The organism is Dactylosporangium darangshiense, from assembly GCF_039537565.1.
Taxonomy (GTDB): Bacteria; Actinomycetota; Actinomycetes; order Mycobacteriales; family Micromonosporaceae; genus Dactylosporangium; species Dactylosporangium darangshiense.
This window is the reverse complement of the sequence record NZ_BAABAT010000129.1, coordinates 1-6,462: the sequence shown is the minus strand read 5'-3', so window position 1 is coordinate 6,462 and position 6,462 is coordinate 1. Positions and strand designations below refer to the sequence as shown.

Annotated in this window: 8 protein-coding genes and 2 pseudogenes; 7 read left to right on the top strand and 3 right to left on the bottom strand. The window is 65.6% G+C overall.

Going from position 1 to position 6,462, the window contains the following annotated elements; all coding sequences use genetic code 11:
- Positions 1–156: 156 nt before the first annotated feature.
- Positions 157–885 carry a hypothetical protein gene (locus ABD901_RS57955; RefSeq protein ID WP_345144833.1) on the bottom strand — a complete coding sequence of 243 codons (729 nt, stop codon included), beginning with the start codon at positions 883–885 and terminating at the stop codon, positions 157–159.
- A 177-nt stretch (positions 886–1,062) separates the two neighbouring features.
- Between ABD901_RS57955 and ABD901_RS59515 the strand changes: the two genes are divergently transcribed.
- From ABD901_RS59515 to ABD901_RS57940, 3 genes and pseudogenes are all read left to right on the top strand, one after another.
- Entirely contained in the window at positions 1,063–1,530 is a 468-nt protein-coding gene (locus ABD901_RS59515) for a hypothetical protein (RefSeq protein ID WP_380131973.1), read from the top strand.
- Positions 1,531–1,979: 449 nt separating this feature from the next.
- Positions 1,980–2,705: an ISAs1 family transposase gene (locus ABD901_RS57945; protein WP_345144831.1), complete on the top strand. Its 726-nt coding sequence runs from the start codon at positions 1,980–1,982 to the stop codon at positions 2,703–2,705.
- A gap of 3 nt (positions 2,706–2,708) precedes the next feature.
- Positions 2,709–3,423: pseudogene (locus tag ABD901_RS57940) on the top strand (IS6 family transposase).
- 12 nt (positions 3,424–3,435) lie between these two features.
- Here ABD901_RS57940 and ABD901_RS57935 read toward each other — a convergent pair.
- Positions 3,436–3,750 (bottom strand): integrase core domain-containing protein, encoded by a 315-nt coding sequence (locus ABD901_RS57935; RefSeq protein WP_380131976.1) that lies wholly within the window; start codon positions 3,748–3,750, stop codon positions 3,436–3,438.
- 59 nt (positions 3,751–3,809) lie between these two features.
- On the opposite strand from ABD901_RS57935, the pseudogene ABD901_RS57930 reads away from it, so the two are divergent.
- Positions 3,810–4,022, top strand: a pseudogene (locus tag ABD901_RS57930) (ABC transporter substrate-binding protein); the annotation flags it as partial.
- A 280-nt stretch (positions 4,023–4,302) separates the two neighbouring features.
- Here the strand turns inward: ABD901_RS57930 and ABD901_RS57925 are convergent.
- Entirely contained in the window at positions 4,303–4,884 is a 582-nt protein-coding gene (locus ABD901_RS57925; protein ID WP_345144829.1) for a TetR/AcrR family transcriptional regulator, read from the bottom strand.
- Between the two features lie 86 nt (positions 4,885–4,970).
- Between ABD901_RS57925 and ABD901_RS57920 the strand changes: the two genes are divergently transcribed.
- The 3 genes from ABD901_RS57920 to ABD901_RS59510 all read left to right on the top strand — a co-directional run.
- Positions 4,971–5,321 carry a rhodanese-like domain-containing protein gene (locus ABD901_RS57920; protein WP_345144827.1) on the top strand — a complete coding sequence of 117 codons (351 nt, stop codon included), beginning with the start codon at positions 4,971–4,973 and terminating at the stop codon, positions 5,319–5,321.
- Positions 5,322–5,487: 166 nt separating this feature from the next.
- Positions 5,488–5,952 carry a hypothetical protein gene (locus tag ABD901_RS57915; RefSeq protein ID WP_345144825.1) on the top strand — a complete coding sequence of 155 codons (465 nt, stop codon included), beginning with the start codon at positions 5,488–5,490 and terminating at the stop codon, positions 5,950–5,952.
- 78 nt (positions 5,953–6,030) lie between these two features.
- Positions 6,031–6,462: helix-turn-helix domain-containing protein (locus ABD901_RS59510; RefSeq protein ID WP_425556869.1), on the top strand; the 432-nt coding region annotated here is incomplete at its 3' end.

Sequence of the window (6,462 nt, the reverse complement as noted above, 5' to 3'; positions counted from 1 at the left end):
TCGCTGCGCGACAGCCACACAAGCCAGCCGAACAGCTGAACCATGATCAGATACAACAGCCGGAACACCATCACTGGAGCGTGCAGCCGACCGACGAAACCCCAGCTCACAAACCGTGCGACGAGTTATGGCACGGCACAGGGCTTGACGCCGAGTTCATCTGTGCTGAACCCACAGGTTTTCCTCGACATACACGCCACGGTCCCGTTCGCGATCGATCAGCACGAGGTTGAGCGCTCCGGGGACGACATATTCCCGGGTGACGGGAAACACCATGCCTGTCCAGCTCTCCCATTCCGCGACGGTTCCTTCGACCACCATCGACCGCAGAGCTGGACAGAGCACGCGGGCCCCCATGCGTTGATGGGTGCGGATCCACGGATCGATCGAGAGTCCGTCCGGACGACTCCATCCGGCGTATTCGGCCATCGACACCATCGGGTAGCGGTGCTTCCACGTCGGTCGAAGCGGCGCGACCACATGCCTGAGGCCGTCGCTGCACGCTCGTCGCGCCAACTCCTCAAGCACGAGACCTGCCATACCACGCCGGTCATGCGACGAGCCCACAGCGACCGCCATAAAGCTCAGGCTCGTGGGCTCGATGCCGGCTTCCCGGCCGTCGACCGCACGGATCAACGCGTCGTCGTAGCCCGACGGCAGGTCGGCGGCGCTGCCATCCCACGCCATCGGCACTCCCCAACCACCGGCGACGACAGAACCCCCATCGAGCACCATGATGTCGTACCGCGCGAAGTACTCCTCGGCCCGGCCCATGTATCTCTTCGGCACGTCATCGTGGAATACGAACTCTGGCCACCGTTCGCGGAACACGACGGCCGCCGCGTCGTGCAGCTCGGGCCGATCGGCGCGAGCCACAATCTCCACGCCTGCAAAATATCGGCGTCTCCAAGAGGACGCAACGCAATTGTTCGGGCAATCCCATGCACCCAACTCGGCAGTTCAGCGCACTGGCCAGTGTTGGACACTCGTCACGCGACGTGACCAGACCTGTTGCCGAGCGCGACCAGCGGTGTTCTCGTTGTTGCGGTCCTATTGGCGGCAATGCATCAGCCGTTGGCGGACTTTTGCCGGGGCCCTGGCTTCACTACCGAGACCGTCTACGCGATCACCGATCTCCTGGCCCACCAAACCAAGCCGTGGCAGCTGACCGACTGGGTCCGCGGCCACTGGTCCATCGAGAACAAAACCCACTGGGTCCACGACGTCACCTACGACGAAGACCGCTCCCAGATCCGCACCGGCACCGGACCCCGGGTCATGGCCACCCTCCGCAACGCCACCATCGGCGCACTACGCCTCGCCGGCGCCACCAACATCGCAGCCGCCACCACGCCCGCGACGCCAACCGACCACTGGCCCTACTCGGCATCACCTAACGACTTTGCCGGGGCCCTGAAGGGGAGTGCGAAGGTCAATACCGTAAACCTTGGATTTCAGATTGTTGGAATTGATGTCGATATGACGCACATCACACTCACACTTTTCAATGAGGCGTCTTACCTGTTGTAACATCGTCCTCACTGTCAGTTGAGGAGGGATTGTGTTGCGCAAGACAAGACGGAACGTACTCCGTGGTGCCATCGTGGCTGTGGCGGCCGTGACTGGAGTCGCATTGCTTGGCGCTCCCGCTTTTGCGGCCACTTATGGTGGCACGTACTCCAGTACAATGGCTTGTCAGGTTAACGGCGCCGCCTACATTCTCCAGCATCCCGGCTATCACAGCTTTGATTGCGTGCCGAACGGAAATGGTCAGGTCGTTCTCTGGGTTAACTAGGGCGTAGTACTGCTCGATGACTATGTCTTAATGTTGCACGCCACCGGGTCGGCGATGTCGTCGCCGACCCGGTGGGCCCAGCGGCCGCCCAGGACCGCATACAGGGCCCCGGCAAAGTCGTGATGGGTGTCCGGCTTGAGCTGATTGGTGGAGACGCGCCTGTGCTGGAGGTAGCAGGGCGGGCATGACCGATTCAGAAGATCATCGAGGTTCCTACGCCTTGTTGATCGTTTCTGAAGTGAGTCATGCCCGCATCGCCATCATCGCTGATCACCCCTCGTTGACCGCCGCGCCGGCCGGACGCTGCACGGCGGAGTTGACCGTCGGCCTGGCCGTGGCCCTGGTCGTGGTACCCGATCCACGCGCTCGTCGTGGCATTCGCCATCGCCTGGCGGTGGTGGTCACGGCGGCGGTCTGCGCGGTGGTCGCCGGCTACCGTTCCTACACCGCGATCGCCGAATGGGTCGCGGACCTGCCCGCCGATACCGCGGTACTGCTGAGCATCGACGCACACCGGCGGCCGTCCGAGGCGATGATCCGCAGACTGCTGCAGGCTCTTGACGCCGATCTGCTCGCCGCAGCAATCGGAACATGGCTCGCCACAAGGATTCCCGCGCCGAAACCCGGATCCAGACGAACGATGGCCGTGGACGGCAAGACCCTGCGGGGCTCGCGAACCTGCGACAGCCCGGCACGACAAGTCCTGGCCGCCGCGGACCAGTTCACCGGCGTCTTGCTCGCCAGTACCGACGTGGACACCAAGACCAGCGAGATCACCCGCTTCGCTGCGCTGCTGGTGGACCACCTCGGTGACCTGGACGGCGTCGTGGTGACAGCCGACGCGCTGCACTGCCAGCGTGACCACGTCGAGTGCTGTTGCATTGAGCGTTGCCTGGCCCGGCAGGCTTGATCGGTGAAGCTCTCGAACCGCCCTCGTCCGGCCCTACCCTCACGGTCTGCGTTCTTCGGGTTCCGGTTCCCGCCGGAGGTGATCGTGGTCGCGGTTCGCTGGTACCTGGGCTACAACCTGTCCTACCGCGACGTCGAAGAACTCCTCATCGAGCGCGGTGTCGAGGTCGACCACGTCACCGTCTACCGGTGGGTGCAACGATTCACACCGCTGTTGGCCGACGCAGCCCGGTTCTGCCGGCACGCACCGGGCGACAGGTGGTTCGTCGACGAAACTTACATCAGGGTAAATGTGTCTGGCGGTACGTCTACCGAGCCGTCGACCAGCACGGCCAGGTCGTCGACGTACTCATCTCAACCCGCCGGGACGCCGCCGCGGCCCGCCGGTTCCTCGGGCGGGCGTTGGCCACGTTGAAGGTGACGCCCACCGAGGTGGTCACCGACGCGGCGCATGCGTACCCGGCCGTGCTCGACGCGCTGATCCCGTCGGCCTAGCACCACGTCGAGCGCCACGCCAACAACCCGATCGAGGCCGATCACAGCCAACTCAAGCAGCGGCTCAGACCGATGCGCGGACTGCATACGACCGAACCGCACAGACGATTATCGCCGGACACGCCTTCGTGCAGAACCTCCGCCGCGGCCACTACGAACTCGGGCTCGACGCACCACGCGGACTCCATGTCGCGACAGCGTTCGGAAGGTGTCAAGGCGTATGAGACACGGGCTGGTTAGGCGGTCTGTATCTGTGGTGCTGGAGTTGGCGGGTTGATCCACGCTGTGGTGGGCAGGGGTGGTGGTGTTGGTGGTCGGCTGAATCGTTCGGGGCTGCGGGCGTGGGCTGCGTGCAGGACGGCGGCGCGGTGGGTGCGGATGTCGGTGGCGGTGCCGAAGTGGACGGAGGCCGGGGTGTGCAGGCCGAGTGCTTTGTGCCAGTGGGCGTGGTTGTAGTGGTTGAAGAACGTGTGGCAGAACGTGCGGGCGTCGGGCAGTTCTGAATCAGGAGGGAACACCGGTTCGCCGCGCCACTCGATCAGACAATGCAACGGCGCCAGCTTTCCCCGCTTTGATGGAGCGGTGATTACCTGCCTCCAGTTTCTGGGCGGCGTGGCAGCGTGCCCACCCCGAGTCGCCGGCCCCGGCGACGTTCGCCATGGCCTCCTACGACGCCGCCGCCGTGCTCGACCGCGCCATCGCCGCCGCGGGCGCAGACCCAACGCCGGAGGCGATCAACGAGCAGGTGGGCCCGCTCGGCGAGATCCCAAGCCCGCGCGGAAACGGGCGCTTCAACAAGAACCACGGCCCGATCCAGAATTGACACCTGAGGCAGGTCCGCAACGACAGCCAGAGCTCTCGCGTCAGGTCAAATTGCAGCTCCTGACGCAGGACAAGCATGTAGGTGGGTTTCAGCTTGGACCCCCGACACGACGAGATGGCGACCGCCTGGATGCTCAAACGGGCTCGCCGCGCTCAACGCCGGCTGAGCCGCGACGCAGGTGGAGGGGTGTTGCGGCCCAGCTGCTGCCGGCCGGACATCAACGCTCTGCACCACAGGCTTGCAAACACCTGATTACCGATAGGTGTGAGCTTCTTCCTCATTAGCAGGCGAGGGCATCGACGAGTGCCAGGGCGGCGCGGCGTATTCGCGTGTGGCCTAGTTCGGTCGCGATAGCGCGTACGTGTTCGGCGGCGAGCACGGCGAGCAGGGTGTGCGCGTCGGCCTCCGGGTCGTCGCGACCGGCAAGCATCAGTCGAATGTGGTGATGCCAGAGGCGGTACGCGCCGATCCGGTAGCGCGCACCGGGCGATCCCGTCTCCGACATCCGGACCAGGTCCAGGTGGGCCAGCAGGTAGTCGAGGTACGCGTCGACGAATGCTCGTAGCCGCTCCCGTGGGGTCGGGTCGTCGTCGGGCTTGCCCGGCCCGAGTGGGGCGGGCCCGAACATGATCGCGTCCTGCAGCTTGCGTTCCTGTTCGTCAAGCAGTGCGATGGCGAGCCCTGCCTTGTCCCCGAACCGACGAAACAGCGTGCCCTTGCCGACGCCCGCGGCTGCGGCAACCGCGTCCATCGACACCGCGTCGACACCGTGCTGACCGAAGAGGGTGGCGGCTGCGTCCAGTACCACGGCCCGGTTGCGTGCGGCGTCAGCCCGTTCCTTGGGCGGTGAGGTACGCGACATCGGCAACTCCTCCGCCGACCTAGCATAAACGGACTGCGGTCCAGTAACGTCGCGAGACATAACCGGACTGTAGTCCAATTCCCTGCATGGAGGATGCCTTGACCGCCCTCATCACCCGCGAACAGTTGCGTATCGCGATCGAAGCCGGTGCCGTGACCGTCGTCGACGCGCTCGGCGGCGAGTACTACGCTAAGCAGCACCTGCCCGGCGCGATCCCGCTTGTAGAGGACGACGTGGCCGACCAGGCCAGCGCGCTCCTGCCGAACAGGGCAACCCCGATCGTGACGTACTGCTCGAATCCGGCCTGCCCGAACAGCCAGCGCGTGGCCGACAAGCTCACCGCCCTCGGCTACACCAACGTGCGCAAGTACCGCGAGGGCATCGAGGACTGGACGACCGCGGGCCTGCCCACCGAGTCGGGCCAGCTCACCACCTGACGAGCGCGGGACGGGGAGGGCTGGGGAACAGCCGCACCCAGCCTTCCCTGCCCCGTTGGGTACCAGCCGAGTCGCCAGGATCCTGGGCCTGACCCGCTCCGGCCCCCGCGACGATCCCGATACGGACACTCACGGAGCACCCCCCGTGGTGCGGCACGATGACCAGGTGACGTCCGAGCCCAACCCTGTCAATAGAGACGATCGCCCGGTCATCGCCGTCAACGATCGTGGGCTGATGCTCGGCCTCGACGCCGAGGGCACCTGGATCATGTGGAACGAGGACGACACCGTCTGGCCACTGCACACCGTGTGGCTCGCCCACGACCATCTGATGTGGCTCATGCCCCTACTGCAAAAGCCACCGGAGGACGTCATGGACGCCATCTGCGGCGCCGAGGCCGACAGCGGACTGCTGCCAGCAGTGCTGCGGTGCGCGCTGGGCTGCTGGAGCTACCACTGGGCCGGGCTCGCACTCGAATGGCTCGAAGCCGGATACCCATCGACCGGACTCCTCGACGCGCTCCAAGCGCTGAAGGACTCCACCCGACAACCCCAACCCGTGCGACACCGGGCCCTTCGCTTGTGGCGTAAGGCAACGGCGCCTAACTTGGATGCCGGAAAGATCTTCTAGCAGGAGCTATCACGCATCATCTGACCCTGATCCGTAACGGATCAAGTGGAGCCCGACAATTGAACCGCCACGCCGGCGGTGCGCTCGCCGCGGCGTTGCGACCCCTCTGAGGGCGATGAGGACCCAGGCGCGGCCTCCCGCTCGTGGCGGTCAACTGGATGTTGCGACCCCTCTGGCTACGTCGTTACCACCATCCGCGACATCGCCCACGCCGCGGGGGTCGGCGAGCGCACCGTCTACGCCGCCTTCCCCGGCAAGGCCGACCTCTTCCGGCACGTGCTCGATGTGGCCACCGTCGGCGACGAGCGACACGTGGCGGTGGCCGACCGGCCGGAGATCCGGGACGCCTCGACTAGGCGCAATACCGCTGACTTAAGTGATCGCGTTCAGGGTGCGGGTGAAGGAGATCCGGTCGGGGTCCTCGCCGGCGTGCTGGGCGGCCTGCCACATCAGCTCGCGGATGGCGTAGTGCACCAGCAGGAACCCGTAGACCTCCTGCTCGACCCCGTC

What these genes read in the sequence shown, in the direction of transcription:
- ABD901_RS57925 (WP_345144829.1), bottom strand. Translation starts at nt 4,884, where the DNA reads ATGTCGCGTACCTCACCGCCCAAGGAACGGGCTGACGCCGCACGCAAC.
- ABD901_RS59515 (WP_380131973.1), top strand. Translation starts at nt 1,063, where the DNA reads ATGCATCAGCCGTTGGCGGACTTTTGCCGGGGCCCTGGCTTCACTACC.
- ABD901_RS57945 (WP_345144831.1), top strand. Translation starts at nt 1,980, where the DNA reads ATGACCGATTCAGAAGATCATCGAGGTTCCTACGCCTTGTTGATCGTT.
- ABD901_RS57920 (WP_345144827.1), top strand. Translation starts at nt 4,971, where the DNA reads ATGGAGGATGCCTTGACCGCCCTCATCACCCGCGAACAGTTGCGTATC.